The sequence below is a fragment of the Paenarthrobacter sp. PPS72 genome (genome assembly GCF_048537125.1).
GTDB lineage: Bacteria > Actinomycetota > Actinomycetes > Actinomycetales > Micrococcaceae > Arthrobacter > Arthrobacter nitroguajacolicus_E.
Genome location: NZ_JBLYIE010000019.1, coordinates 72,095 through 97,421 on the forward strand (window position 1 = coordinate 72,095; position 25,327 = coordinate 97,421).

25 protein-coding genes are annotated in these 25,327 nt (G+C 62.0%); 11 read left to right on the forward strand and 14 right to left on the reverse strand.

Annotated elements, in window-relative coordinates; genetic code table 11:
* The first annotated feature begins 190 nt into the window (after window positions 1-190).
* On the forward strand, window positions 191-757 hold the full coding sequence (locus ACLRGI_RS09430; protein ID WP_419201407.1) for a type 1 glutamine amidotransferase domain-containing protein: 567 nt from the start codon (window positions 191-193) through the stop codon (window positions 755-757).
* Between the two features lie 270 nt (window positions 758-1,027).
* On the opposite strand, the gene ACLRGI_RS09435 is transcribed toward ACLRGI_RS09430, so the two are convergent.
* From ACLRGI_RS09435 to ACLRGI_RS09445, 3 genes are read right to left on the reverse strand one after another with little or no spacing between them, the layout of a single operon-like run.
* Window positions 1,028-2,839, reverse strand: coding sequence for an ABC transporter permease subunit (locus tag ACLRGI_RS09435; protein WP_419201408.1), 1,812 nt, complete (start codon window positions 2,837-2,839; stop codon window positions 1,028-1,030).
* Window positions 2,840-2,843: 4 nt separating this feature from the next.
* Window positions 2,844-4,355: an ABC transporter substrate-binding protein gene (locus ACLRGI_RS09440; RefSeq protein ID WP_419201409.1), complete on the reverse strand. Its 1,512-nt coding sequence runs from the start codon at window positions 4,353-4,355 to the stop codon at window positions 2,844-2,846.
* A gap of 14 nt (window positions 4,356-4,369) precedes the next feature.
* Entirely contained in the window at window positions 4,370-6,046 is a 1,677-nt protein-coding gene (locus tag ACLRGI_RS09445) for an ABC transporter ATP-binding protein (RefSeq protein WP_419201410.1), read from the reverse strand.
* A 312-nt stretch (window positions 6,047-6,358) separates the two neighbouring features.
* Here ACLRGI_RS09445 and ACLRGI_RS09450 point away from each other — a divergent pair, with 312 nt between their 5' ends.
* Both ACLRGI_RS09450 and ACLRGI_RS09455 read left to right on the forward strand, forming a co-directional pair.
* On the forward strand, window positions 6,359-7,615 hold the full coding sequence (locus tag ACLRGI_RS09450) for an MFS transporter (protein ID WP_419201411.1): 1,257 nt from the start codon (window positions 6,359-6,361) through the stop codon (window positions 7,613-7,615).
* Window positions 7,612-8,019, forward strand: a complete 408-nt coding sequence (locus ACLRGI_RS09455; RefSeq protein ID WP_419201412.1) for an ArsR/SmtB family transcription factor — start codon at window positions 7,612-7,614, stop codon at window positions 8,017-8,019. Before ACLRGI_RS09450 ends, ACLRGI_RS09455 begins: the two co-directional genes overlap by 4 nt.
* Before the next feature lie 34 nt (window positions 8,020-8,053).
* Here ACLRGI_RS09455 and ACLRGI_RS09460 read toward each other — a convergent pair whose 3' ends face one another.
* From ACLRGI_RS09460 to ACLRGI_RS09470, 3 genes are all read right to left on the reverse strand, one after another.
* Window positions 8,054-8,773, reverse strand: a complete 720-nt coding sequence (locus ACLRGI_RS09460; protein WP_419201413.1) for a GntR family transcriptional regulator — start codon at window positions 8,771-8,773, stop codon at window positions 8,054-8,056.
* A 307-nt stretch (window positions 8,774-9,080) separates the two neighbouring features.
* Window positions 9,081-9,731, reverse strand: coding sequence for a GntR family transcriptional regulator (locus tag ACLRGI_RS09465; RefSeq protein ID WP_419201414.1), 651 nt, complete (start codon window positions 9,729-9,731; stop codon window positions 9,081-9,083).
* A 103-nt stretch (window positions 9,732-9,834) separates the two neighbouring features.
* A complete protein-coding gene (locus ACLRGI_RS09470; protein ID WP_419201415.1) occupies window positions 9,835-10,926 on the reverse strand; it encodes a cation diffusion facilitator family transporter in 1,092 nt (363 codons plus the stop codon).
* Between the two features lie 175 nt (window positions 10,927-11,101).
* On the opposite strand from ACLRGI_RS09470, the gene ACLRGI_RS09475 reads away from it, so the two are divergent.
* From ACLRGI_RS09475 to ACLRGI_RS09485, 3 genes are all read left to right on the forward strand, one after another.
* Complete coding sequence (locus tag ACLRGI_RS09475; protein WP_419201416.1) at window positions 11,102-11,413, forward strand: hypothetical protein; 312 nt, start codon at window positions 11,102-11,104, stop codon at window positions 11,411-11,413.
* Between the two features lie 50 nt (window positions 11,414-11,463).
* Window positions 11,464-12,015 carry a dihydrofolate reductase family protein gene (locus tag ACLRGI_RS09480; protein WP_419201417.1) on the forward strand — a complete coding sequence of 184 codons (552 nt, stop codon included), beginning with the start codon at window positions 11,464-11,466 and terminating at the stop codon, window positions 12,013-12,015.
* A gap of 748 nt (window positions 12,016-12,763) precedes the next feature.
* On the forward strand, window positions 12,764-13,507 hold the full coding sequence (locus tag ACLRGI_RS09485) for an MBL fold metallo-hydrolase (RefSeq protein WP_419201418.1): 744 nt from the start codon (window positions 12,764-12,766) through the stop codon (window positions 13,505-13,507).
* A gap of 4 nt (window positions 13,508-13,511) precedes the next feature.
* Here ACLRGI_RS09485 and ACLRGI_RS09490 read toward each other — a convergent pair whose 3' ends face one another.
* Entirely contained in the window at window positions 13,512-13,955 is a 444-nt protein-coding gene (locus ACLRGI_RS09490) for a YdeI/OmpD-associated family protein (protein WP_419201419.1), read from the reverse strand.
* Window positions 13,956-14,044: 89 nt separating this feature from the next.
* On the opposite strand from ACLRGI_RS09490, the gene ACLRGI_RS09495 reads away from it, so the two are divergent.
* The gene (locus tag ACLRGI_RS09495; RefSeq protein WP_419201420.1) at window positions 14,045-14,287 is read left to right on the forward strand and encodes a DUF2630 family protein; all 243 of its coding nucleotides are present in this window, start codon (window positions 14,045-14,047) and stop codon (window positions 14,285-14,287) included.
* A 12-nt stretch (window positions 14,288-14,299) separates the two neighbouring features.
* Here ACLRGI_RS09495 and ACLRGI_RS09500 read toward each other — a convergent pair whose 3' ends face one another.
* Both ACLRGI_RS09500 and ACLRGI_RS09505 read right to left on the reverse strand, forming a co-directional pair.
* Complete coding sequence (locus tag ACLRGI_RS09500; protein WP_419201421.1) at window positions 14,300-15,442, reverse strand: glycerate kinase; 1,143 nt, start codon at window positions 15,440-15,442, stop codon at window positions 14,300-14,302.
* A 213-nt stretch (window positions 15,443-15,655) separates the two neighbouring features.
* A complete protein-coding gene (locus ACLRGI_RS09505) occupies window positions 15,656-16,627 on the reverse strand; it encodes a D-2-hydroxyacid dehydrogenase family protein (protein ID WP_419201534.1) in 972 nt (323 codons plus the stop codon).
* A gap of 65 nt (window positions 16,628-16,692) precedes the next feature.
* Here ACLRGI_RS09505 and ACLRGI_RS09510 point away from each other — a divergent pair, with 65 nt between their 5' ends.
* A complete protein-coding gene (locus ACLRGI_RS09510) occupies window positions 16,693-18,513 on the forward strand; it encodes a glycoside hydrolase family 2 protein (protein WP_419201535.1) in 1,821 nt (606 codons plus the stop codon).
* 79 nt (window positions 18,514-18,592) lie between these two features.
* Here ACLRGI_RS09510 and ACLRGI_RS09515 read toward each other — a convergent pair whose 3' ends face one another.
* From ACLRGI_RS09515 to ACLRGI_RS09530, 4 genes are all read right to left on the reverse strand, one after another.
* Window positions 18,593-19,732, reverse strand: a complete 1,140-nt coding sequence (locus tag ACLRGI_RS09515; RefSeq protein ID WP_419201422.1) for a baeRF2 domain-containing protein — start codon at window positions 19,730-19,732, stop codon at window positions 18,593-18,595.
* The gene (locus ACLRGI_RS09520; protein ID WP_419201423.1) at window positions 19,725-19,943 is read right to left on the reverse strand and encodes a hypothetical protein; all 219 of its coding nucleotides are present in this window, start codon (window positions 19,941-19,943) and stop codon (window positions 19,725-19,727) included. The genes ACLRGI_RS09515 and ACLRGI_RS09520 overlap by 8 nt, the downstream gene beginning before the upstream one ends.
* A 420-nt stretch (window positions 19,944-20,363) precedes the next feature.
* Window positions 20,364-21,161 carry a glycerophosphodiester phosphodiesterase family protein gene (locus ACLRGI_RS09525; RefSeq protein ID WP_419201424.1) on the reverse strand — a complete coding sequence of 266 codons (798 nt, stop codon included), beginning with the start codon at window positions 21,159-21,161 and terminating at the stop codon, window positions 20,364-20,366.
* Window positions 21,162-21,174: 13 nt separating this feature from the next.
* A complete protein-coding gene (locus tag ACLRGI_RS09530; protein WP_419201425.1) occupies window positions 21,175-21,447 on the reverse strand; it encodes a hypothetical protein in 273 nt (90 codons plus the stop codon).
* A 138-nt stretch (window positions 21,448-21,585) separates the two neighbouring features.
* Between ACLRGI_RS09530 and ACLRGI_RS09535 the strand changes: the two genes are divergently transcribed.
* Together ACLRGI_RS09535 and ACLRGI_RS09540 are read left to right on the forward strand one after the other, a co-directional pair.
* Window positions 21,586-22,452 carry an SDR family oxidoreductase gene (locus ACLRGI_RS09535; RefSeq protein WP_419201426.1) on the forward strand — a complete coding sequence of 289 codons (867 nt, stop codon included), beginning with the start codon at window positions 21,586-21,588 and terminating at the stop codon, window positions 22,450-22,452.
* A gap of 59 nt (window positions 22,453-22,511) precedes the next feature.
* Window positions 22,512-23,372, forward strand: coding sequence for a methyltransferase family protein (locus ACLRGI_RS09540; RefSeq protein WP_419201427.1), 861 nt, complete (start codon window positions 22,512-22,514; stop codon window positions 23,370-23,372).
* On the opposite strand, the gene ACLRGI_RS09545 is transcribed toward ACLRGI_RS09540, so the two are convergent.
* On the reverse strand, window positions 23,369-24,178 hold the full coding sequence (locus ACLRGI_RS09545; protein WP_419201536.1) for an HAD family hydrolase: 810 nt from the start codon (window positions 24,176-24,178) through the stop codon (window positions 23,369-23,371). The two genes, ACLRGI_RS09540 and ACLRGI_RS09545, sit on opposite strands and share 4 nt — an antisense overlap.
* 70 nt (window positions 24,179-24,248) lie before the next feature.
* Here ACLRGI_RS09545 and ACLRGI_RS09550 point away from each other — a divergent pair, with 70 nt between their 5' ends.
* Window positions 24,249-25,310, forward strand: coding sequence for a glutathione S-transferase family protein (locus tag ACLRGI_RS09550; RefSeq protein ID WP_419201428.1), 1,062 nt, complete (start codon window positions 24,249-24,251; stop codon window positions 25,308-25,310).
* Window positions 25,311-25,327: the final 17 nt, after the last annotated feature.

Genomic DNA, 25,327 nt, shown 5'->3' on the forward strand with positions numbered 1-25,327 from the left:
CTCCTTTATCGAAGAACAGTACGATTCTATCGACATTCGATAGTTAAGCAAGCTAAATGGCCGACCCTATCCGGTTAGTCAGCTTGCTTACTAAAGCGTCATTCCCTAGGCTTGAACGGGTCAGACAAACAACTCTCACAGCGGCGGCTTACGCTCAAAAAGCACTCCGCCGCGCAATGGAGGAGGAACAATGTCAGAACACAAAATCGCAGGCAAGAAGGTCGCATTCCTGTTGACGGACGGCGTTGAGCAGGTGGAACTCACCAGCCCGTGGCAGGCGGTCAAGGATGCCGGAGGCCAGCCCACCCTCGTGGCTCCATCCAAGGGAAAGCTCCAGGGTTTCAACGGCGTGGAGAAGGGTGACACCTTCGACGTCGACCTCGCGGTAGCCGATGCCGACGCGTCCGATTTCCACGCCCTGGTTCTCCCTGGCGGCGTGGTCAACGCCGATCATCTCCGCGTTGATAAGGACGCGCAGAACTTCACCCGCGCGTTCTTTGAGCAGCACAAGCCGGTTGCCTCGATCTGCCACGGGCCGTGGATTCTCATCGAGGCCGGCGTGATCAAGGGCCGCAACGTCACCTCGTATCACACGCTTCAGACGGACCTGAAGAACGCCGGCGCCAACTGGACCGACGAGGAAGTGGTGGTGGACCAAGGCCTGGTCACCAGCCGCAACCCGGACGACCTCCCCGCCTTCAACAGCAAGGTGGTTGAGGAGATCTCCGAGGGCCAGCACGCCGGCCAGACAGCGTAACGGCCCTTAACCCACCTACGGCGAGTGCCGCCGTCGTACTTCCACAAGAAGTACGACGGCGGCACTTGGCGTTTCGCTGCAGAGTCGCCCGACGGCGGATGGACCAGTACAGCCTGCTGCGTCTAGTCCGTTTCAGGTCCGGTACAGAAGTGGCAATCAACTTCACAGACGGACCGTAAAGATGCGCTTGTGCTCTTTTCCACGATTTTCCTCCTCTTTGCCGTGGCAGTACCTTGCCGAACTTCAGTTGCGTTCATGCCTTGTGTGTACCTAGCGGGCGGCGCGCCGCCGCCGAAGCCAACCACGGGTGTCCACAGAGAGGCTTGAAAGGGAGACGGCGAGGATGGACAGGAGCACCAGAGCGAAGGCGGGTACGAGAACTACTAGTGGTGAGCGTTCCACGTAGGGCATGCCCTCGGCGAGGATGAGACCCCATTCGGGTGAGGGGGGCTGGGGTCCGAGGCCCAGGAATCCCAGAAGGGCAAGGGCCAGGGCGATGCCGGGCAGCCGAAGCATGGCGTGTCGGAACACCGGGCCGAAGACGCCGGGGAGCACATAACGCAGCATGACCCGGGCGGGCCCGACTCCGAGTACGGGGGCGATCTTGACGTGCGATTGGGCTTTGACTTCGGTGACCAGGGCCGCGGTGTGGGCGGCCAAGGGTGCCCAGCTCACAGCGGCTACGGCGACAGCGGCTCCAAGCGTGGAAGAACCCATGATGGAGGAGACGATGATGCCGGCGATAATTGGTGGTGCGGCGTTGGTGATCTCGATGGGCCCCGTTGCCAGGTTGGGGAACATACCGATTGCCAGGCCGAGCAGAAGGCAGAGCACCACTACGAGGAGTGCGATTCCGATGGTTGAGACGGCGCCGTGCGAGATGCGCGCCAGGACGTCCCGGCCGCTGGAATCGGCCCCTAGGGGGATGGCCAGCGAAGGGACCGCGAGACGCCCGTGGGCTGTTGCGAAGGGATCCCGCGGCAAACCTGCCAGGACTATGACCAGCAGCAGGCCCAGTGCCGATGCCGGAACGATCCAGGCGCTCCGCCGGCTCGCAGCGGCGGGGACAGAGGTTGGGACGGACTTGGCGCGCAGGGCCGGCCCCAGGATCAGCTTGCGGACCATGCCGGCCCCGACTCCAAGGATTGCTGCGAGGACCATCAGGATGATGACACCGGTCTGAAGGGTAGGCATGTCCTGGGACCTGGCCGCAGCGAGGGTTGCTCGCCCGATTCCGGGTATGGCGTAGACCTGCTCCACGGCGATGGCACCGCCTGTAAGTCCTACTAATACGAGCCCGATCGGAGAGGTGATCGAAGGCAGGCTCCGCCTGGTAACGGCCAGGGCGATCCGCATTTGAGAGAAGCCGGATACTGACCAGGTCGCCACCCAGCGTTCGGTGAAGGTCGCGGAAAGCGCATCGGAGAAAAGGCGTCCCAGATAGCCGCCTCCGGGGAGCCCCAGCGCTAGGGCAGGCAGAACCACATAAGAGAGGCCGTTCCAGCCGTAGGGTGGGAACACTTGGAGGATGACAGCTCCGAAGACCAGCAGCAGGGCCGCGAGCAGGAACTCCGGCATTGAGGTGAACGCTGCAGCGAGCGCACCGGAGGTCCGGTCGTTGCGTCCGTTAAGCCCCCTGCGGAAGGTCGGAAGGCTCAACAGTATGGCCACAATGACGGCTACGGCCAAGGAGAAAGCCATCAGCGTCAAGGACACGGACAATGCCTCCAGCATACCCGGCAGCACGGGCTTGCCGTCCGCCCAAGAGTTTCCCCAGTCTCCCACGACGACGCCGCTGAGCCAGTTCCAGAACATGACCAGAGGGCCATCAGCAAGCCCGAGTTCCTCCCGGATCGAGTTCAGCGCTTCCGGGGTGGGCTCCATCTCCGAATACCTTGATCGCAGGATGGAGAGGGCTATATCCCTGTTCGAGAGTGCTGGCAGCACTCCGAGCATGAAGACGATGAGACCGAAAGTCAGGAGCCGTGAGACACCCGGGATCCAGGCAGGGACACTTCGGTCCAAGTGGCCGTTGCGCCGGCTACGGCGAAGCGTCGGGGCGACGCTGACTGGTGCAGCCATGACCCTACTCCTTGGTCGTTTCGGTGGTGATCAAACCGCGCTCCCGGGGGTCCAGGACCACGTTGGAGACGCTCTTCGACTGACCGAGAAGAACACGTTCATGCAATACCGGGATAACAACGTCCTTCTTCAGGATCAGCTCTTCGGCTGACATGATGGCCTCGCGTCGCTTCTCGCCCAACTCGCTTGCGGATGCGGCACTGATGGCTGCATCGATTTCCGGGTCGCAGACCTGGGAGATGTTGAACGATCCCTTGCAGGAGAAATCGCCGGTCAGGTAACTCACTGGGTCACCGGTGTCCTGGACTGTGGCCCTGGAGAGCAGGACCATGTCGAAGGCCCCGGCCAAAGCGTCTTTTTCCATATTGGCGTATTCGCGGACGTCCTGCTCCACGACGAATCCGGCTGCTTCGAGTTGCTGCTCCAGGAGCACTGCGGCTTCGGGCAGTTCGGGCCGGGCCGTGTAGGTTGCCAGGGTGATCTTCTGCCCTGCAGGGGCTGCAGGACGGGCGGTGGAACTTAGGTCCTTGCGCAGGTCAACGGTCCATTTCAGGGCCGGGCCAAGCAGGCCCTTGGACTCATCTGCCCGGCCTTCGTACACGTTCTGCACGACGGCGGCCTTGTCAATCGCCGCGCGTGCCGCGGCCCGGAGAGCGGGATCAGCGAAGGCGCCCTTTTCGTTGTTCAGGTACAGCGTGTTGGTACGTGGCATAGGAACCTCGTTCACCAACTCCTGGGGAAGCAGGGAGGCCTGCGAGACCGGCAGTCCTTCGACGATATCGGCGGTTCCTGTGCGCAGTGCTGCCGAGCGGGCCGCGCCGTCCGGAACGTAGGAGACGTCAATTCCGGCGAGTTTGGCCTTTTCGCCCCAGTAGTCTTCGAAACGGTCCAAAGCGGCCGAGGAGGAACCATTGGTGGTGACGATCTTGAAGGGACCGGTGCCCGTGCCTACCGGTGTCACCGTCCCGTCAGGCTTATAAGCCGCAGCGGAGAAGATGGACAGCTGCGGGCTGGTGAGCCGCTGCAGCATGAGAGGGTCAGGGGTGGCGGTAGTGATCGTCACTTCACGCTCCCCGGTAGCCTCGACTTGCAGCTCGAGCCCAGTGAGGACGCGCAGTTTGGGGGAGGCCCCCATCGCCTTGGTCAATGAGTTCACCACACTCTCCGCTGTCAACGCGGAGCCGTCGTGGAACTTAACGCCTTCCCGAAGGGTAAGGATCCATTTAAGGTCCCCGTCCTTCCTCCACTCCGTGGCAAGCTTCGGTTGTGCTTCGCCGTTGTCATCAAGCACAGTCAAGGTTTCCGCCGTGCTCCAACGAGAGAGCTTGAAGGCGTCCTCCGAAAAGGGAGTCAGGTTTGAGGCAGGAGCGGCCAGCATGGCCAGGTTGACGCGGTTGGAGGACGCTTGTGTTGACGCGCCTTCCCCGGCGAAACATCCGGTAAGGGTCAGGGCGGCTCCCACTGTCAGAGCGCCTGCGGTTAGGAGGTGGCGGGTGCGGGGTATGAGTGATCGCATTCTGGGGGTACCTTTCAATTGGCAAGCGTTGCGAGTGAGGAGTCGCCTGGAGCGTCTGGCGTGTGGGGCTCAGGCAGTACTGGTATGGCTCCAACAAGTTCACGGGTGCGGGGGTGTTGGGGATCGGACAGCAGGGCCAAGGTGGCTCGATCTTCGATGACCGAGCCGTCATGCATGACCACTGTCCGGTCACAGAGGCTGGCGACCATGGACAGGTCGTGGGACACGATGAGCAGCCCTGTACCGCGTTCCTGGGCAATCGAGCGAAGGAGTTCTATGACCTGTTCGCGCATGGGAAGGTCAAGGCCGGAAACAGGTTCGTCGGCGAGCAGGAAGTCGGGCCGGGTGGCGATGGCCCTGGCGAGGGCGACGCGTTGGGCCTGGCCTCCTGATAGTTCGCTGGCGCGCCGGTCCAGGTACTCCAGTCCCAGCCCAACAGACTGCAGGGCTTCCCGCACGGCTTGCGTGCGGTCGACGTCAACGTTCAAACGTATGAGTGGCTCTGCCACCAGATCACTGACAACCATCCGGGGGTCAAGTGATCCGGCGGGATCCTGAGGCACATACTGTACTCGACGGCGGTACCAGCGCAGTTCCTTCAACGGACCCGGCTCTACCTCTTTGCCGGCGCAGCGGACCGAACCGGTATCGCTGCTTTCCAATGCCAGCATAAGACGCAACAGGGTGGTCTTTCCCGAGCCTGAGACTCCGACGATGCCGACCCGTTCTCCGGCGCCGATCTTCAGGCTTGTCTGCCCCAGCGCGACGCGCTCTACCCTTTTAGCGAAACGATGCTGGCGAGGCATTTGAAAGGACCGGCTGACACGATCGATGTCGAAGAACGAGGGCTCGCCGGCGTCGTTATTGGGTTTGATCGAAGCTACCGCTTCAGTGGAGGCAGGCGCCTCGCTCAGGTATGGCGCAATGGTCGCTGCCCGGGCTGCCCGGATGAGGTTCCGGGAATATGGATCACGGGGGTTTGCCAAAACATCGCTGAGCAGGCCCTCCTCAACAATCCGCCCATCGCGGAGGACTACGGCGTCGGTGCACAGCTCCGATGCCACCGCGAAATCGTGGGTGATGAACAGCAGCGCCGGAGAATTTTCGCCCGCGGTGAACTTGTTCAGCACTTTGAGGACCTTTGCCTGCGTCACAACATCCAGTGCGGTTGTCGGTTCATCGGCCACCATCAGCCGCGTGTTACATGCCAGGGCCAGAGCGATACAGACGCGCTGCCGCTGGCCCCCTGACAGCTCCGAGGGGTAGGCAGTGATGAGGGTCGCCGGGTCAGGCAACCCGACTGCCTCGGCCAGTTCAAGCGCCGCGGCCCGGGCGGCCGTCGCATCAAGGCCACGGTGCCTGCGCAGTGGAACAACCATCTGGTCCACCAATCGAACCAATGGATTGAGGGCCACTGCCGAATCCTGAAAGACCATGGCCACCCGGGCGTTCTCGGGACGCTTCGGAGCCGGGACGCCGAGGACTTCATGGCCGTTGATCCGGATGCTTCCAGTGACAACCGCATTTGAGGGCAACCGCCCAAGAACGGCGCTCGCCGTCATGGACTTCCCGGAGCCGGAGGCCCCCAGCAAACAAAGCCGCTGGCCGGCGAGGACTTTGAAACTGAGCCCGTCCACAATGGTCTTGCCGCGGATGGCGATCCGCAAGTTGGTGATTTCTAGACTTGCCACGTCGAACCCTTCGTTAGGGATAAAGCGTGACGCGCATCACGGGCGCGTCCTTCGCAGCGAGCCTATGACCTTCCCCGAGGATTGTCAACAATCCGACGATTAAGATTTTTGATTTCTTTATTCGCTCCTTCGCCCATCAGGCTCTGACCGGGGGCTTAAGGCCTGCATGCGGTTTTACCCGGCGCCCCGGCGCCCTGTTCCTTCCGACGCATTTGTGGCGGTAGCCCGATGCGGCACGTAAGGAGCGCGTAGCGATCAGTGTCCAAGAACTTATTAGTTGCGTATTTACGCAAGCAATGTAATTCTGTGGATATGCTCACCACATTGAGAGATTCCCGCTTTCGGCGCCTGCTCATATCCCACGTTCTCGCTCTTCTGGGTACGGGGTTGGCCACCATCGCTCTTGGCTTTGTGGCCTTCGACCTGGCTGGTGATCAGTCCGGATCGGTGCTCGGAACCGTTCTCGCCATCAAGATGTTGTGCTTTATGGTGGTGGCACCTCTCGCGGCAGCTGTTCTGGTCCGTTTCCAGCCCCGCACTGTGATGGTTGGCTCGGACGTGCTGCGGGCTGCTGTCGCAGTCTGCCTCCCGTTTGTTTCCGACGTTTGGCACGTTTATGCCCTCATTGTGGTGCTGTATATCGCGTCCGCGGTCTTCACTCCCACATTCCAAGCGACCATTCCACGGGTGCTCACCGATGACCGGGACTACGGAAACGCACTCGCCCTGTCCAGGCTGGCCTACGACTTTGAGGCGTTGATGTCCCCGGTGCTGACCGGCATATTGCTCTTGGTCATTCCGACCCAACACCTTTTTTTCGGCACCGCTCTGGGTTTCGCCGCGTCTGCGCTGCTCATTGGGTCGCTGGTGCTTCCAAAGGCATTGCCCTCGGAGAGCCGCGATGCACCCTTCATGAAGCGCCTGACGCTGGGCAGCAGGCTGCTATTCGCCACGCCTGCCCTGCGAGGAATATTCGCCCTTCAACTCGCCCTGGCGGGCAGCGGGAGCTTCGTAATGGTTCAGACGGTAGCCATAGTCCGGGGACCGCTGGGTGCGGATGCAGCCGCTGTTGCCCTCGCACTGGGTGCCATGGGCGCAGGATCAATCTGCGGCGCACTCAGCTCACCGGGGCTGGTGGCACGCCTGGGTACCCGCCGGGTTCTGCTCTTTGCAGGGGTTTTGGTGAGCTTGCCGCCTTTCGGTGTGCCGTTGGCGATATCGGTTAACGGCGCTTCGGGTCTGGCCATACTTGCGGCCCTGTGGTTTGTCTTGGGCATCGGGTACTCCGGTGTTCTGACCCCTGTGGGTCAGGTAATCCGGGCCACGATCCCCGAGCCTGAGCTCCCGGCGGTCTTCGCCGCCCAGTTCTCCTTGGCCCACGGCTGGTGGCTCCTCTGCTACCCCCTGGCCGGATGGCTCGGTGCTCTGACGTCGCTCGGAACGGCTGCAGTTGTCCTCGCCGGCATCTCCTTGGCGGCCGCCCTCGCAGCGTCATTCATTTGGAGAGATGTGACGCGGGGACAGGTCGTCGGCGATGATGACAAGATGACCGAGGACGCCCGCCCATGAGCCACACCAAAAAACCATCTGCAGTCGATAAACAGAGCATGGCCGGCACCACGCCTTTGGCGGAAGTCACCTTGCCGTCGGATGCCGACCTCGATGGAGCAGCAGAGCTTGCCCGGCTGGTCGCCGACAGGACACGTCTGGCAATCCTTGCGTTGCTGGCCCAACGTGAACTATCCGTGGGCGAAATTGCCCAGAAACTGCAGCGCCCCATGGCCTCCGTTTCGCAGCACCTGGCAAAGTTGCGCATCGGCCGCCTGGTCAGTTCACGGAGGGCCGGGACCACGATCTACTGCGCATTGGCCAACGAACACGTCGGTGCCCTCGTGACCAATATTTTGGAGCAGAACGAGCACACGCTCTACGACCGGCCACCCCACCATGACGCACCCCATCAAGCCGGGTGAAGAAGCACCCCCGCCAAGGCAGGAATGCGGCCCGTCACTGGGCTGTCGCCGCCACCGGCCCATGGTGATCCCGGGATCGCGCTTCGAGTGTTCCTGCCAGATGGTCTTCCGCACCTGAGAGGTGACGGTGGAAGGCGGCGTGGATCTCGTTCATTGAACCGGCCGCAATCAGTTTTGCCATCGCCATATGGTCGTGGCTCAAGGTACTCGGCGTCGGGTAGGCCTGTTCCGGGTTGATCATACACATCAAGGATTCCGTGGCTAGGGTGGTATAGGCGCGCAGCAACCGGGAGTTGCCAACACTGGCAACAAGGGTCGTGTGGAAGTCAAGATCCAGACGGGACACACGCGCCCAATCCCCCGCGGCAATGGCTGCCGGAAGCTGCGAGGCGATTTTCACCAGCGCGTCAGATACTTCCTGACGTCGCTGCGCTGTTTGGGCCGTGATGATCTCCGCCGCACCGATTTCCAGCATCTCCCGGACACCATAGATCTCGTCGACGTCTTCATCAGTCAGTTCGATCACGAAGACGCCCCGGTTGGGCCTGCTGACCAGCAGGCCTTCCTGACATAAACGGTTCAGCGCCTCACGGACGGGTCCACGGGAGACACTGAGTTGACCCGCGAGGAGGGCTTCATTGATCTGCTCCCCAGGCACGAAATATCCCTCCACGATCCTGTCGCGAAGCTGATCCGCGATTATCACAGCGGTAGATTTCGGCGTGATGGCGGAAAGGCCTGCGTCCTTCTTCATCTCGTCTCCGATCCCTTTCCCTTAGACCTTGGTACTGACTTCCGGCAGAGCGGATGTTCCACCAAAGGTCCAGAAGCCATCAGTCCCAAGGCTACAGCCCTTCGCCGCATCCCGATCAAATGCCCCCACAGAGCGGCCTCACGAGCCCCTCGCGTACACCGCTGTCCCCAACTTAATGCGTAGCCCTTCCGGAATATTCCATCGATGTGCGGCCAAGAATTAGCTTTGTCCGACCTACCCTCATATAGCTGCGCGTCCAGTGGCCCAAGAGCCTGAGAGTACCCATGGAGGTCGAACATCGTATGCCCTAGGGCACAGAAAGATGCTGCGACAGCACGGAACGGACCTCATCCAAGGAACCAGACGCAAGCATTTTGGCGATCCCCAAATGGTCATCCCCCCAAGAATCTGGTATTGGATAGGAGCCCTCAAGGCCCCTCATACAGATCAGCGACTCAGCAGCCAGCGTGGTGTAGGCCCGCAACAGCCGGGAGTTTCCGGCCTCCGCAACAAGGGTCGTGTGGAATCGAAGGTCCAACTGGCAGACACTTGTCCAGCTTCCGGCGACCATAGCCTTGGGCAGCAGCATGGCGATCTCCACCAGCCGGGCACAGACTTCCTGTCTCCGCTCGGCCGGCCACGACGTGATACTTTCTGCGGCAGTGAGCTCCAACAGTTCCCGGGCCCGGTAAATCTCGCCGATGTCGTCTGCCGTCAGCTCGATCATGAACAAGCCACGATTCCGTTTACTTGTGAGCAGCCCCTCCTGGCTCAGACGCTGAAGTGCTTCCCGCAAGGGCGTCCGGGAAACGCTCAACTGGCTCCCCAGATGCACTTCATTGATCTGTTCCCCCGGCGTGAATTGACCAGTCAGGATCAACTCTCGCACCTGATCTGCGATCTCCTCCGTGCTCATCGGCTCATGAGCACTGCCAAGCAACTCTTCTGCTGTTCCCATTTATTCTCTCCCTGCCGATGTACTCATAGCCGGTGTGGATGGGGCTACCTGCCTGGACAGGCGCCGGGGAAGCCTTCACCAGGAGTCGATGTTGCGAGTCCGATCAGGCATGGACGGCCTGCTCGTGGCTGACGTGGTCCTGAGACTCAATCTGCAGCGTGCTATGGCTGGTGTCGAAATGCTCTCCGAGGCAGGCGAGCAGTTCATCGAGCAGGGGCTCGGACCCGTTGGACGCGAGCGTGTCGTCATCAACGACAACGTGGGCGGAGAAAACGGGGACACCTGAAGTAATGGTCCATGCATGCATGTCGTGGACATCCAGAACACCAGGGACACTGAGGAGGTGCGCACGCGTTTCCTCCAGATCCATGTCTTTCGGCGTTGCCTCCATCAGCACGTGTACAACGTCCTTGAGAAGACTCCACGCCCTGGGCAGGATCAACAAAGCAATAGCGATCGACGCGATTTGGTCAGCCAACATCCAGCCAGTGAGCCAGATGATGATACCGGCGATGATTACAGCTACCGAACCCAAGAGGTCACCCAGAACCTCCAGGTAGGCACCCCGCACGTTCAGGCTTTCCTTCTGGCCGGACTGAAGAATCAGCAATGAGACAAGGTTCGCAACAGCACCGATGATCGCCGCGAACAGCATTGGCCCGGCTTCCACCTCAACTTCCGTACCAAGGCGTTTGACGGCCTCTACGAAGATCATGATGGCGATGGCAGCAATCGCAATGCCGTTAATGAGCGCGGCGAGAACTTCGATGCGCTGATACCCGAAGGTCCTCTTGGCCGTGGCCTTTCTCGTCGCGATAACGCTGGCGATCAGGGCGATGAAGACGCCCGTCGCGTCGGTGAGCATGTGACCTGCATCAGCCAGCAAGGCCAGGGAATTGGAAATCATCGCTCCAACCACCTGAATGAGGAAGATCGAGGCAGTGATGCAGAGAACAATGATCAGTTTCTTGCGGTGCTTCCCGGTAGCCGTGGTGTGATCGCCCAGACCGTGGCTGTGACCGTGGTGCCCGTCGTCACCCCCCTTGATTTTCGGGGCCCTATGCCCGGCGCTGAAAGCCCAGCCGTGATCGTGGTCCCCGTGTTCATGGTCGTGACCGTGGCCGTCGTTGCTGTCAGTCCCGGAAGGCGTCTTGTGTCCTTGGGGCTCTGGAGTCGAAGTTTTTCGAGATGTCATACGGAAAAGATATCACCATCGTAAGATTGTTGACAATCCTTACGAAGTCAATTTCTTAGTTCTTATCCGCCTCTGAACAGCAGCCGAAGCTTCGCCGTCGTAATGTTGCGCAGGTCACACTCGCCGAATACGCTGGGGGACGCTGCAGCGTGGCAGCAAGGATGAAAGGCAGTGCATGGCCAGCGACAAGCTCTCCGTAGTTGTTCGCGTCGACGTTGACGGCGAACAGATCCAGATCGCAGCGACCGGTCGGGTGACCACCTCGAGCCTCCAGGGGCTCTACCCGGTAGTCCAACGCACCAAGAGCCTTGGCGGCGGGCTCGGCGTCGAGATGGACCTTTCCCAAGCGACCATTGATCAGGACGCGCTCGATCAACTGCAGGGCTACGCCGCACTCCATGCCGTTCCGGTTCGCCTTGCGCCGGACTTCGGCAACGTGACGGCACTTTCGCCCCGCACTCTCCAAACCACAAGCCGCGCCGCCTGACAGCGCGCAACACCAATCCTCCATTCACTGCCGTCCACCAGGAGAAACAATTGCGCAAAGTTACCGCCGGCCTGTTCCACTCTGTTGACGGCGTAGTCCAGGATCCTTTCAAGTTCCAGTTCGACAGCTTCGACGACGAACTCGGCTCCGGGCTCACCAAGATGATCAACTCCGTGGACACCGTAGTGTTGGGTCGCGTCAGCTACCAGGAGTGGGCGGGTTATTGGCCGACGGCGCCGCGGGACGAAGACTTCGCCGCCTTCATCAACCCCGTGGAGAAGTTCGTTGCATCCCGCACACTGTCCGAGCCCCTGGAATGGGAAAACTCGCACCTGATCGAGGGCAACGTGGAGCAGTTTGTCACCGAGCTGAAGTCACGTGACGGCGGTGAAATCGCCGTCTGCGGCAGCATCTCCCTCGTCCGTCAGCTGCTGTTCGCTGGCACCCTGGACGAACTCACCCTCATGACGCATCCCGTAGTGGCCGGCAACGGGCGACGACTCTTTGAAGACGGCGATCCGCTGCACCGGCTCAGCCTGAAGAACCAGTACGCCACCAGCAAAGGCAACGTAGTCAGCACGTACAGCCTGCGCAAAGACTGAAAGCCCGACGTCGGCCGTCACTCCCGCCCTTGTTTGGGCGCCGCACCGTTGTACGGGTTGGGCAGCGAACAAGTGCGGGCGCGGGTGGGCGGCGCCATGCTCCCCGCCAGCTGAGCTGCCAGCTCGAGGGCTAGCCGCGGAGGAAGCGACGCAGCCAGATCATCACCTTGGACGGCCTTCCCGCATCCTGTGACGCATCCGTGGAGGAGCAATCCGGGCAAGGCCCATCAGGGAACTCACCCATCTGCTTCCAGATCCACCCTTCAAGGCAGTGATTATTCGGGCAGTCCCTTTGCTCCACAAACCGTCCCCCCAAGCGCCATTGCTCTACCGTTCTTTATGTGGCGGTGGGGGCTGATTCATTACGCGAGGCAGGGCTGGACTTTCAGGTTAGGTGTCCCGGGCATGGCCGGCTCGGGTGGTCTAAGTCCGAGCCGGCCACACTGTCCGCTTGGGCAAGCGGACAGGTGCGCGGCCGGCCAGCCGACAATGGGGGCCTTGCTCGCGCACGGTGACCAGCCGACAAGTGGGGTCTCATCGCCTCACCGACTGTGGCTGCTGTTCTGCATCCGAAATGCGCTCCGCAGCCTGTCACTACTTGGTAGTGACGGCAATCAGATGAACGTGACGTGATCCAGCTCACTTTAATTCCAGCACCTCCGGAATTCGCAGACCACACCCTTGCTCCAAAATACTAAGCATGCTTATGGTAGTGATTGCACTGACGGACTGAGAATGCGGGGCAGCCATGGCAATGACTGAAGTGGCAGACGGTGTCCATCGCTTCTCGGACGCCTACGTGAACTTCTACGTGGTGGAAGGCCGCGACGGCCTCACGCTGGTGGACTCCGGACTACCGGCTATGTGGACACCCTTGGATCAGTCACTCAGGATCCTTGGCCACTCCCTCCAAGACATACGCGCATTGATCCTGACGCACGCTCACTTCGATCATTTGGGACTGGCCAAGTGGCTTCACCAGGAGTTGGGCATCCCCGTGTGGGTGCACGCCGAGGACTCCTATATCGCCAAACATCCCTACCGCTACAGGCACGAGCGTTCGCGGTTCATCTTCGCCCTCACCCATCCGCGAGGACTACCGGTAATGGCCAGCATGACCAAGGCCGGGGCACTCAACGTAAAAGGGCTGGACGACGTCAGGCACTTCCCCGGCACCGGAGCGCTTCCCGTCCCCGGCAGCCCGGAAATCATCTTCTCCCCCGGCCACACCAGCGGCCACTGCGGACTTTTCCTCCGTGAACGCGGAATCCTTTTCAGCGGCGACGCTTTGGTCACCATGGATCCTTACACGCAGAAAACCGGACCGAGAATCGTTGCGGGCGCAGCCACTGCGGACAGCGCGCTCAACCTCGCTTCGCTCAAGCAATTGGCGTTGACCAGGGCAAGCCTTGTGCTGCCGGGCCACGGGGAACCGTGGACCAGGGGCATTGAGGAAGCTGTTGCCATGGCCAGGGCAAACGGCCCGGCCTGAGATGCTATTTCTTGCCGGCCTTCAAGTCCGCAACGACCTTCGCGATCCTTCGGGCACGAGTCTCTTCGGTCTTGGCTTCACCGATCGGCTCGACGTAGCGCCGCTGGCTGCTGTAGTTCAACGTGCCGTAGAACGCCTTCGCCTCCGGTTCCGCCTCGAGCGCGGCGGCCAGGTCCTCGGGCACTTCGATGACCCGCGGCGCGGTGTCCACTTCAAGGCCAACGTCCACCGTGTCCCCCGCTGCGGTGCCAGTCAGTTCACGGTTCGCCGAGCTGACACCCACCATGTTTTTTCCGCCCATCACGGCAATGCTGCTGCGGTAACTCCGGCCGTTGATGGTCACGACAACCGGTGGCCGCTTGCCGGCGCCGAGTCCCTCGACGATTTCGTCCGGAACTTCTATGCCCGCCTTATTGCCATCGCCGACGATGGTCGTAGTGAATTTCATGACCCAAGTATGCCGTCGACCACCGGTAGACGCACCCCATCAGCAGGACTACGTTCTAGGTAACCACCCACAAACGCAGGGAGTAGAACATGGACGAGCAGGACCTTCTGGAGCGAATTCAGTCGTTGGTAGAGGAGGAGCACCAACTCCGCGACGCCGCCGGCTCAGGTGACGACGGCGGCGACAGCACCGCGCGCTTGGCCCAACTCGAAGCGCAGCTGGATCAGTGCTGGGACCTCCTGCGCCAACGCCGGGCAAAGAGGGACGCCGGCGAGAATCCGGACGAGGCCGAGCCCCGCCCCATCAGTGAGGTGGAGGGCTACCGGCAGTAGCCCCGGAGCCAATTACGCGCCTTCAAGCACTTGGCTCGTAGCCCATGCGAGGTATTTTGCCGCGTTGGCTACGGCATCGGCGACGTCCGGAACTCCGTCCTTGCGCTGCGCAACGTCAAGCAACTGGGCCGCAGCTACGATCCCGTGCTTCGCCAGGTCTTCCGGCGTGACGGTGATACGCCCGGCTACGGCGATGACGGGGATTCCGTGCACGCTCGCGGCATCAGCCAAGGCAATGGGAGCCTTGCCAGTGAGCGATTGCTCGTCCATGGAACCCTCACCGGTGATGACCAGGTCGGCCTCGCCGAGGTGCTTCGCCAAGCCAGTGAGCCCCGCGACCAGCGCAAAGCCGCCTTCCAGCCCGGCATCAGTGAAGGCCAGGAACGACGCCGGGAACCCACCCGCCGCTCCAGCCCCCGCCACGTTCACATCGCGGCCCGTGGCTTCCCGAAGGAGCGAGGCCCAGTTGCGGAGACCGGCGTCGAGCTTTTCGACGGCGTCCTCATCCGCACCCTTCTGGGGACCAAAAACATGCGCGGCACCTTCCGGCCCGTACAAGGGATTTTGGACGTCGACGGCGATCCGGAACTTCACGGCCGAAAGCCGCGGATCCAGCTCGGAGACATCCAAGGCAACGACGTCGGTGAGGGAACCTCCGCCGAGGGGCACCACATTACCGGCAGCATCAAGAGGCTTGAGCCCCAATGCCCGCAACGCGCCGCTGCCGCCGTCGGACATTGCAGAGCCGCCCAAGCCCAGCACGATCTCGGTGGCACCGGCTTCCAGAGCGGCGGCGATGAGCTGGCCGCAACCGTAACTGTGGGCGCGCAGCGAGTTCCCGGGCGTCGGTTCCATGTGCGCCAATCCGGAGGCCATCGCAGTCTCAATGACGGCACTTGCCCCACCGAAGGAGTCTTTTCGGATCGCCCACGAGGCTCCGACGGGCTTGAGGATAGGGCCAACAACTGCGTTGTTCCGTTCCTCGTAGCCCGCAGCAATAGCGGCGTCCAAGGTGCCTTCGCCGCCGTCGGCAACGGGGAACTGGGTGGTCACTGCATCCGGGTACACACGGAGGGCGCCTTCGGCCATGGCTGACGCGGCTTCGGCTGCGGTCAGTGATCCCTTGAACTTGTCCGGGGCGATGAGGATACGCATGGGTCCATCTTGCCAGCTTTGCTCGGAAAGCGCTTGCCCAGTCCGTAACTTAGGAATCAGCGCCTCATTTCGTCGTTGCTTTGGCCTTCGCGCCCCTAGCCACCATGTGCACCCGTAACCTCTGGTGCATATGGCGGCAAAGGGCGCGCGACTAACTCGGAACGGGTGCGAGCGGCGCTAACGGGCGCGAGCCGCCAACAGCAGGCGCCCGAACTACCCGCCGATCACCCGCACAGGAGTCCCGTCCAACCACGCTTTCACGTCTTCGAACGCCCCACCGTAGAACTGCCGGTAACTCTCATGCGTCACATAGCCGATGTGCGGGGAGAGCACGGTCCTCGTAGAATGCAGCAGCGCATGCCCGGCCGGAAGGGGCTCCTCATCAAAGACGTCCAAGGCAGCGCCACGTATCCAACCCTCCTCCAGGGCCCGGATCAGTGCGGCCTCATCCACCAATGGGCCGCGCGCAGTGTTGACCAAAACGCCGTCAGGACCGAGAAGCCGCAGCTCCTCCGAGCCAACAACGCCCTCGGTCCGCTCGGACAGCCGGAGGTGCAACGTCACCACGTCCGACTCCCTGAACAACTCCTCTTTGCTGACCTTCCGGGCGCCGGCAGCCTCAGCGGTTTCCGCGGTGAGGTTTTGGCTCCAAGCAAGGACGTCCATCCCGAATGCCTTCGCGTAGCCCGCCATCCGCTTGCCGATCTTGCCCAAGCCAACTATTCCGAGCGTCTTGCCTTCAAGTTCAAACCCGACGCCGGTCTGCCAGTCGCCAGCCCGCAGAGAGTTCTCCTCCACAGTCAGGTTACGGGCAAACGCGAGCAGCAAGGCCCACGTCAGTTCGGGCGCTGCTGCCGGTGAGCCACCCGTCCCGCAGACCACGATCCCGCGTTCCGCCGCCGCTTCAAGGTCGATCGCCGCATTTGCCATGCCCGTGGTTACCAGCAGCTTCAGGTTTGGCAACGCCTCAAGGACCTCCTGTGGAAAACGGGTTCGCTCCCGCATCGCCACGATGATGTCGAACGGCGCCAAGGCGGCCACGGCCTGCTCTTCCGAAAGGAAAGGTGCGCTGAAGACGCTGACCTTCACGTCGTCGTCGAGCAATGAATCCCACGGGGCGTAATCGCCGGAGACCTGCTGGTAATCATCAAGGATTGCTAAACGGAATCGGGTCACGTTATTCATCCTTGCGCGGCGGCTGGTGGTACTCAACCCCATCTCACGTTAGGTTTTTGAGTGTGAGCCAAAATGTGACCTCCACCATGCCCAAACCCGAGCACCCCCGCCCGCAGCTGGTCCGCGACAAGTGGCTGAACATCAACGGCATCTGGGAATTCGAGATCGACGCCGGTGACTCCGGTTTGGAGCGCGGGCTCACCACCCGCGAACTGAACAGCGAGATCTTGGTTCCGTTTGCACCGGAGTCCGCACTTTCGGGGATCGAGCACGTCGATTTCATGGAAGCCGTCTGGTACCGGCGCACGGTGACGATTCCGCAGGGGTGGGCAGGGCAGAACGTCTTGCTGCACTTTGGCGCTGTGGACCACGACGCCACCGTATGGGTAAACGGAGTTGAAGTTGCCAGGCACCGGGGCGGCTTTACGCCTTTCACCGCGGACCTCGGAGGAGTGGCCGAGCCTGGTACGGACGCAGTAATTGTGGTGCGGGCCAGGGATTCGCGTCACGAAATGCAGGCCCGCGGCAAGCAGGCAACTTGGTATAACAACACCCACTGCCAGTACACCCGAACCACCGGAATTTGGCAGACGGTGTGGATGGAAGCGGTCCCCGAGGTGCACATCAAACGCCTCCGGATGACCCCAAACCTCGCGGACTCAAGCATCACGCTGGAGGTGCCCGTTAGCCGGAACCGGGGCGGGCATACAGTCACCGCCGTGCTCAGCGACAAGGGGGACGTACGTGTCGAGGTTACGGCCAAAGCAGACCTGGACCTCACGCCATCACTCCGCCTCACCATCCCCACCGAATCCTTGCGTCCCTGGTCCATCGAGGATCCCTTCCTCTACGACCTCGACGTCAGCATCCAGGATGACGCCGGTACTGTTATTGATCAGGTCAGCAGCTACGCAGCAGTCCGTTCGGTTGCCTTGGACGGCAAGGTTGTACGCATCAACGGCAAGGCCGTCTTCCAGCGCTTGATTCTGGATCAGGGCTACTGGCCGGAGTCCCTGATGACATCACCGGATGACGCCGCCTTGATCAAGGACATCGAGTTGTCCATGGCCGCAGGCTTCAACGGCGCCCGGCTGCACGAGAAAGTCTTCGAAGAGCGCTTCCTCTACCATGCGGACAGGCTCGGCTATCTGGTGTGGGGCGAGTTCGGCGACTGGGGCGTCTCCGGCGGAGGAACTGTGGGGCACAACCAAAAACCCACAGCGAGCTTCGTGGCGCAATGGCTGGAAGTTTTGAAGCGCGATTTCAACCACCCCTCCGTCATTGGTTGGTGCCCCCTCAACGAGACTCACCAAGTGATGCATGATCGCCCCACGGTGCTGGATGACGTCACGGAAGCCATGTTCCTGGCCACCAAGCTCGCTGATCCCACGCGTCCGGTCATCGACGCCTCCGGATACTCCCACCGAATCCGGGAAACGGACATCTACGATTCCCATTCCTATGAGCAGGACCCGGACCGCTTCCGGCTGGAACAGCAGGGCCTCGCTGACGGTAAGCCGTACATCAACCGCACGGCGGACGGCCAGGAGTATTCAGTCCCCTATGCCGGCCAACCGTACTTCGTCTCCGAATTCGGCGGGATCTGGTGGAACGAAGTTGAGGCTCGCCAGGCTGTGGACGGAAGCGACGTCGCCTCTTCGTGGGGCTACGGCCAGCGGGTAGGCAGCGAGGAAGAGTTCTACACCCGCTTCGACGGACTCTGCTCAGTGTTGCTGGATAACCCGGACATGTTCGGTTACTGCTACACCCAGTTGACGGACGTTTTCCAGGAGAAGAACGGCATCTTCAACTTCGACCGCAGCAACAAGTTCGACGTGGAGAGAATCCGCGCCAGCCAGGTTCGGCCTGCCGCGATCGAAACGCAGAACGGCTAGCAGGGCGTTACCAGGAGCAGTAAACACGGGAGGGCCGGGGCATGTGCGCCTCGGCCCTCCCGGGTTTGAAGGTATCCAGCTACGCGCCCTCCGGTACTTCCGGGCCGGTTGGCCAGCGAAGCAAAGCGGCCACGTTGACCCCTTCGGGCAAGGCACCCGAGGGAACCAACTGGACACGCGCGTCAGTCAACGCTGCGGCTCGGAGGAGCGCTGTGGGAGCAGATACCTTGGCCACAACATCCGCCCCCAGCGACTCACCCTCGGAGCTGGCCACCCATGGCTCGGCGCTCAAAGCGAGCAGGGTGTGCTCGGCGAGAGAACCGTCGTCGAGAATCAACACGTCAACCTGGGCCTGCTGGAGCGCGTGAACAACCGCTCCGATCCCTGTGGCCGAGAGCGGATTGGCCTGCCCGTCCTGTTCTGCAAGACGGTCCATGAGTTGCTGCTGCTCGGCGGCCCACTGCTGTGCGACCAGGGAGTTGATCTCGTTGTCGAACTTTTCCCTGTCCGATCCTGCTGCCAGCGTGTGGAAGTCAACAGTGGACAGGACGGCTTTGCTCTCTTCGGAGAGCTGATCGGCCACCAACTGCCGCGCACGGATGTCTCCGGCGAGAATCACGAGCTTGGCGTGGCGTTCCCGCACGATCCTGCTGACTTCCTCAGCCACCTGATCGGCGTTGCGGCGCCACACTTCTTCCGTGTGCCGCTGATAGCGGCCTTGCGACCAGCCACCCACCGGCACTTTCTTCAGGGAATCATCGTCGCCTTGGATGTGCTGGCGTTCTTCCACGGCCGGTGCGCCAGCGGTGTACAGGCGAATTTCACTTTCGTCACGACTGGCTTCCACCACCACATAGGCAAAACCGCTCGGGTGGTGTTTCAGCAGGGGCAAAAGATTGGGGATCTCGTCCCTGGAGATCATTTCCGGCCCCACCAGCGCGCCCGGCAGGACTTCGTCAATCACCACTTCGCCCTGGCCCACCAAAACGAAACGGCTCACCGGTGCGGGCTCGCCCTTTGCCGGCTGGATGGCCCCATGAATGGCTTGAAGGTCATCCTCGGAGGCACCCAATCCCTGAAGGACATTGCGCACGTTGTCCGGCTGCACATCGGCGTTCTCCAAACCGTCCACCGTGCCGGCACTGGCATCAACGTAGGCCACGCACCATGGACCTTCTTTCCGGAACAGCCCGGAGTACTTGGCAAGTTGCTCAGTCATCGGATGCCCCTCCTCCGCCTGCTTCTCCCTTGCCGGTATTGGGGTTCAGTGCTTCCCTGACTTCTTCCGGATCGGTTTCATCAGGAAAGGGTTCGGTTTCACGCGCCTCTTCAACGTGGGCGGGTTTGGTTCCCCGGACCAAGCCTTGGACTTCGTGTTTCATCTGGTCGTCAAGTTCCTGGTTGTGCTTGGTGTTTCCTCGCTCAGCCACGACTATCTCCTTTTCAAATTGGTTCATTTCACACGTTTTTAGATCCGGTCGGCACCAAATTTGGCCCATTTGCCAGCCGGGCGTGCATACGCTCAAGCGTCAGCGGCTGACCAGCTTGAGGAACCTACTGTCCTCACTGCTGGCGTTCTTGGCTTGGAACGGGAATGCGAGCTTGCTATCCACCCATGTGCGGATTTCGTCGTGATCCGTGGTGGTGTGAGATCCGAAGCCATTCTCAGCTTCCTTTCTTCCCGCGCCGGCGCAGAGAGCGCCATGCTGCCGACGAAGAGTACGGACACTTCGACCCTAGCGCCAATCCGACCGGAATAGAAAGGGTACTGAGTAATTTCTTCCGCCGAGATTCCATTTAACACCCATGTTGGAGCGTGGGATGGGTATTAAGTGCCAACTCGGCGGGGGCTATACCCACTGCCCCCGGCGCACAAGGACTTCCTTGAGGAGGTCCAAACGGTCGGACACGATTCCGTCCACACCAAGATCCAAAAGCCGTTCCATCTCAACGGGATCGTTGACGGTCCACACATGAACCTGCCGTCCCAGTCGATGGGCGCGGCGAATAAACCCCGGCGTCACCACCGGCAACCGGCCGTAACGGACCGGAACCTGGAAGACGTCGACGCCGGAGAGCAGCTTCCGTGCCAAGGGAACCGGAAGCACGGGGCCCAGGAGAACGAAGAGCGCGGTCAGGGAGCTGCCCGCGGAAGAGGCCACCCGGCGGGAGAGCTTGGAAAGGACCGAGCGGCGCCGCCTGTCCGAGAAGCTGGTGACCAGAACCCTCTCATGGACGCCATGCTTTTCAATTGCCGCGGCCATGGGACCCACGGAGTTCCAGTCCTTAACGTCCAGGTTCAACCGGGCTTGGGGCAGCGAGGAAACCAGGTCATCGAATGTGGGAACCGGCTCCACCCCGCCAATTCGGGCAGCAGCAACCTGGGCGGCGGTCAGCTCCGAAACCTTGCCCGCGGAATCAGTCACACGGTCCAGGGAAGAATCATGGAAAACCAGCAGCACGCCGTCGGCTGTTGTGTGAACGTCGGTTTCAAGGTGCATAGTTCCGAGTTCCACTGCCGCGAGGAAGGCGGCCATGGAATTTTCCAGGCCATCCAAGGAAAAACCTCGGTGGGCGAAGGCCAAAGGGCCCACCGAACCGTCCTTGCGAAGGAAATAGGGCAGCGTCACTCCCGTAGCGTAGCCCATCGCAAAGGCGCGGCTAGCTCTCCTGCGGGACCGCCGCCGTCGTCGATTGCGGAACGATGGCCACGCCGTCGCTGACGTGCACCAGCGTCCGGCCGCGGCCGCCGTCGAGCTCCACCCACACCGCGGTGGCATCCCCGGTAACGGCGTCCACCACGCCAGCCGACTCGAACCCGGGCGTCAGCATGACATTGACGCGATCACCCTGGCGAAGTGAACGCCAGTGATGGTCCGGTTCGATGCGCCGCAATGGGGCGCTATTGACGTTGTTGATCCGACGCTTAGCCATGGTTCCCCCTACAAGTTCAATGAGACAGAATTTCACCGCGCAAACGGGGCTTGGCTGGAAGCCTACGGGCGCAAGTTGAACGCCGGTTGTATGGAAGCTGGGAACCAGGTGACACTGTGGGACTGACAAACTAGGGGCATGACTGTGTTGATTGCCGGCTGCGGCGACCTTGGAACCGAAGTGGGATTGCGTTTCGCGGCTGCGGGCCATGATGTGGTTGGCCTGCGTCGGTCCCCCGAAAAGCTACCCGCAGAGATCCGCGGCGTATTCGCGGACCTCTCCACCTCCGTGCCGGAACTGCCTGGGGACGTGGACATTGTTGTGGTGGCGATAGCCGCTGACGCGTCCACCGAGGATGCCTACCGCGCCGCATATTTGAACGGGGTGAAGAACGTCCTGGACGCACTGGAGGGGCAATCGATCGAGCCGCGACGGATCCTGTTCGTCTCCTCCACGGCTGTGTACAGGGATTCCGGCGGAGCGGTTGTGGACGAGTCGACGCCCACGGAGCCCACGCGCTTCAGCGGCAGGGTCCTCGTAGAAGCGGAAAACCTGCTGTTCAGCCGAACGCACGGTTCCAACACGAAACCCATCTCCCTGCGGCTCGGGGGTATCTACGGACCGGGTCGCACACGATTAATCGACCAGGTCCGCAGCGGCAAGGCCGTCATCCCGGCCCAGCCCCGGCATACCAACCGCGTTCACCGGGACGATGCCGCGGCCATGATCGTGCACCTCACCACCATGGAAACCGCTCCTGATTCCGTCTACGTAGGCGTAGATGACCAGGCGGCGGAGATGGGCGACGTCATGCGGTTCCTGGCCTCTGAAATGGGATGCCCGGAACCCCCGACGGCGGCACTTGGCGACGCGTCCGACGCTGGCCCCGGCGATAAGCGCTGTTCCAACAAACGCCTGAGGGCGACAGGCTTTCAACTCACCTTCCCCACCTACAAGGAGGGCTACCGCGCTTTGCTGGCCGGTGAGGGCGTGCGGCACCCGTGACGGTAGGGGCTCCTTCGCGGGTGCGAAGGTGGGGGCGCTTCTACTTCGCTGTACAAGCCGTGGCTGGACTGGCCTGGTGGATTGCCGTTTTCCTGTCGCCGGCGATGCGTGGGGCCACGCTCGGCAGCCTGGACCCCGTTCTTGTGGCGGCCTTTGATGTTCCGCTGTTCGTCATCGGCTCGGGTGTCGCGGCCTTCGGCGTCAGGGCAGCTGCCGCCGTGGCCACCGGGTGGACTGTCCTCGTTGCAATCGCCCTGGCCGCCTACGCCACCGTCACTACCGAAGCGGGCTGGGGCGTCCTGATCATGCTTGCGGCCGCCGGTTGTTCGGTTATCGCTCTGTTGTTCGTTGTGCGGGGCCGCGTCCCGACGGAGTTGATCGTGCAGGGACCGTTCGCGTTCCGCCCGGCAGCAGACCGTCGCGGCACTGCGGGGCACGTGGCGGCAACCATGGGTCAGTTGATTCTCTTCTGGGGATTCTTCCTGCTGGTGATTCCCTCATTCATAGGGTGGCTCGAGCAGCGCTGGCTTGTTGCCCTGCCGTTCCCCTCCGCGGCAGTAGTTACCGGTTTGGTCCTGCTGGCCCTCGCCAGCTCTCTCGGTATTGCTTCCGCGGTGACCATGTCCTCCACCGGAAACGGAACTCCCTTGCCCTCTGCCATGCCCAACCGGCTGGTGATCGCCGGGCCGTACCGGTGGGTCCGGAACCCGATGGCAGTGGCAGGCATTTCCCAAGGCGTGGCCGTGGGCATGGTTCTGGGTTCGTGGCTGGTGATCGCCTATGCGGTGCTTGGTTCGCTGCTGTGGAATTACGCTGTGAGGCCGCATGAGGAAGCAGACTTGGAAAGCCGATTTGGAGCCGGGTTCCAGCGATACCGCGATTCAGTGCGCTGCTGGGTTCCCCGCATCGGACGCGACTAGACCCGCTGCTCAGTGAGCTTCGCCTCGAGAATCTGGGCCACGCCGTCGTCGTCGAAGTGCGGGGCCTGCTGCCCGGCGGCGAGGATGGCCTCCGGGTGTCCACTGGCCATCGCGTATCCGTGGCCGGCCCAGCGGAGCATCTCGATGTCATTGGGCATATCCCCGAACGCCACCACATCAGCGGCCTCGATCCCCAGGGACCCGGCGTACTTGGCCAGCGTGACGGCCTTGTTAATGCCCGGAACGGACATCTCCAGCATTGCCGTCCGCGGCGCCGAGTGAGTGGTGCTCACAAGATGTGCCACGGCCGGCTGCACCTCGGCCAGGAATTCGTCCGGCGTACCTTTGCGCGTGATCGCCAGGAACTTTACGACGGCGTCGTCCGCCGTGAGCGTGTCGGCCAGCGGTGCGGGGGTGAACTCGGCGAGTAGCTCGCTGGTTTCGTTCTCGATGAAACCCGGCTCAAGCTGGAACCCGGTGAGAGTCTCCACAGCGAACAGGGCGTCGGGCCTGATGGACTTGATGATGCGGCGGGCTTCGAAGACGGATTCGGCGTCCAGAACGCACGAGGACAGGGCCTTCTCGGTTTCGAGATCCCACACCACGGCACCGTTGGAACAGATCACGATCCCGCTGTGGCCCAACTGCTCCTTCAGCGGGTACAACCAGCGCGGTGGACGACCCGTGACAAAGACGAGTTCCACTCCGGCGTCGCGGCACGCTTGGAATGCCTTGATGGTCCGGTCACTGATTTTGCCGTCATGACCGAGGATGGTGCCGTCAATATCGCTTGCTACGAGCCGCATCATGCCAGTCTACGTGGGCGCAAAGCCCCCAAGGTCGCGCGTCCTTGGGAGCGCGGCATAGTGTGAAGCCATGAGTGAGAAGACCAGCGAAGTCGAAGAACACAGCACCCGCGGAGCATACGTCACCGGCGGCGAGTTCAATCGGGACACCAATTACATCGAGGACCGCATCACCCGTGACGGCGCTGCCGGCCCTAACGGCGAGCCTGGCTGGCGCGTGGAGCCGGGACGCTACCGGTTGATTGCAGCACGCGCTTGCCCGTGGGCCAACCGCGCCGTGATCGTGCGCAGGCTTCTTGGCCTGGAGGACGTCATCAGCCTGGGCCAACCGGGTCCCACGCACGATGCCAGATCCTGGACCTTCGATTTGGATCCCGATGGCAGGGACCCCGTGCTTGGCATCGAGAGCCTCCAGGAAGCCTTCTTCCGCCGCTTCCCGAACTATCCTCGCGGCATCACTGTTCCAGCCATGGTGGATGTACCCAGCGGCCAGGTGGTGACCAACAACTTCCCCCAAATCACTCTGGACTTCTCTACCGAGTGGACAGAGTTCCACCGCCCCGGAGCGCCGCAGTTGTACCCGGAGCATCTGCGCGAGGAAATCGATACGGTCAACAAGCGGGTCTTCACCGAGGTCAACAACGGCGTTTACAGGTGCGGCTTCGCCGGATCCCAGGAAGCGTACGAGGCCGCCTACACCCGGCTCTGGAATGCCTTGGATTGGCTGGAGGAGCGGTTGAGCGGTCAGCGTTACCTGGTGGGTGACTCGATCACCGAAGCTGACGTGCGGCTCTTCACCACCTTGGCGCGGTTCGATGCCGTCTATCACGGCCACTTCAAGTGCAACCGCAACAAGCTCAGCGAGATGCCCGCGCTGTGGGCGTACGCCAGGGACCTGTTCCAGACGCCGGGGTTCGGGGACACCATCGATTTCGTGCAGATCAAGCAGCACTACTACATAGTGCATGAGGACATCAATCCCACACAGATCGTTCCCGTAGGCCCTGACCTATCCGCTTGGCTCAGCCCGCACGGACGCGAATCCCTGGGTGGAAGCCCGTTCGGCCACGGCACTCCGCCGGGGCCGGTCAAGGCCGGCGAGGAAGTGGCTGCGGGGCACGGAGCGGGCTAAGCAGCCATGTGCACACC